At 75.6% G+C, this 1,523-nt stretch carries 2 protein-coding genes; both read right to left on the bottom strand.

Going from position 1 to position 1,523, the window contains the following annotated elements:
- Nucleotides 1-649: glycosyltransferase (locus H5J33_RS34865; RefSeq protein WP_181798654.1), on the bottom strand; the 649-nt coding region annotated here is incomplete at its 3' end.
- The gene (locus tag H5J33_RS34860; protein ID WP_258565611.1) at nucleotides 646-1,392 is read right to left on the bottom strand and encodes a polysaccharide deacetylase family protein; all 747 of its coding nucleotides are present in this window, start codon (nucleotides 1,390-1,392) and stop codon (nucleotides 646-648) included. The genes H5J33_RS34865 and H5J33_RS34860, both read right to left, overlap by 4 nt.
- Nucleotides 1,393-1,523 lie beyond the last annotated feature (131 nt).

The following is a 1,523-nucleotide window of genomic DNA, read 5'->3' as shown; positions in this document are numbered from 1 at the left end:
GCCCGGCCAGCGCGTGCACCAGCACGTCGAAGCGCTTGCCGGGGACCAGCCGGCCGATACCGCCGATCACGAACGCCCCCTCGCTCAAGCCCAGTCGGGTCCGAGCGCGGTGGCGGGCCGCCGGGTCGAAGGCGAACCGGGCGAGGTCGATGCCGTTGGGCACGACCGTGATGCGCGGCTCGGGCACGCCCCAGCGGGCCAGCCGGACGGCGACCGCCGGGGAGACCGCGACGGTGGTCCGGCCCAGCCGCTCGCCCAGCAGATACAGCGCGCGCACCCCCGCCGTGAGCGGCCGGCCCTCCGTCTGGGTGTCCCCGAGCGAGTGCTCGGTGGCGACGACGGCCCGCACCCCGGCCAGCCGGGCGGCGATCCGGCCGTACAGGCAGGCCCGGTACAGGTGGGTGTGCACCACGTCGTACCGGCCGCGCCGGATGAGCCCGGTCAGCCGGGGCAGCGCGCTCAGATCGCGGTTGCCGGTCATGCCGAGGTGGGTCACCCGCACCCCGTCGGCCACGAGCCCGTCGGCCACCGGCCCCGGATCGGTCAGCGTCACCACCTCGCACTCCACGGGAAGATGCCGCAGCAGCAGCCGCAGTTGCTGCTCGGCGCCGCCCACCTTGAGCCCGGTGATGATGTGCAGGACCCTCACCGCAGTCCCTCCACCGGCCGTCGGCGCCACCGGTGCAGCCCGCGTTTCAGCAGCAGGCGTACGGCGGTGTCGTCCTGCCCGATGTGCACCCGCGGCAGGGCGTGCCGGCCGGTCAGCTCCCCGGGGTCGACGGCGCACGCGTAGCCGTACCCGGCCTCCCGCACGGCCGCCACCGCGCGCCGGTCGACCGCGCCGTACGGATAGCAGAAGCCGCCCACCGGGACGCCCGTCAACTCCTCCAGCGCGGCCCGGCTTTCGACCGTCTCGGCCTTCAGCCGGAGGTCGTCGGCCCGGGTGAGATCGACGTGGGTGAGACCGTGCGAGCCGATCTCCACGCCCGCGGCGGCGGCCCGCCGGATGCCGTCGGCGGCCAGCAGCGGCTTGCGCGGGCCCAGCGGATCCCAGGCGTTGTCGCCGCCGAGCCTGCCGGGCAGCACGAACAGGGTGGCCGTGCACCCCCAACGGGACAGCAGCGGAAGGGCGTTGGCGAGGAAGTCGGCATACCCGTCGTCGAAGGTGAGACCCACCAGGTCCCTCCCCTCGCCCCGGTCCCGGGCGGCCAGCAGCTCGGCCACCGACACCCCGCGCAGCCCGCGCCCGGCCAGCCAGCGCAACTGCCGCTCCAGCCGGGCGGGGGAGACGGTGACGCGGTACGGGTCGTCGCAGGGGTCGCCGACCGAGTGGTACATGGCGATCCACGGGGCCGGGCCGGGCGCCGTGGACTCAGCGGGTGGTGAGGGCATGGGCGAGCCTTTGCGGGAGGGAGCGGACGGGACGGAGGGCGGGGACCAGGGCACGGACGCCCGGGGCGCCGCCGAGCAGCAGGAAGACGACGGTCACCGTGGCCTGTGCCCCGCAGTTGCTCGGACTGCTG

Source organism: Streptomyces sp. WELS2, from assembly GCF_013870595.1.
Taxonomy (GTDB): Bacteria; Actinomycetota; Actinomycetes; order Streptomycetales; family Streptomycetaceae; genus Streptomyces.
Note: the sequence above shows the minus strand (reverse complement) of the source record. Positions and strands in the feature narration are given on the sequence as shown.

Coding starts and splice junctions, on each gene's coding strand:
- H5J33_RS34860 (WP_258565611.1), bottom strand. CDS start 1,392: ATGCCCTCACCACCCGCTGAGTCCACGGCGCCCGGCCCGGCCCCGTGG.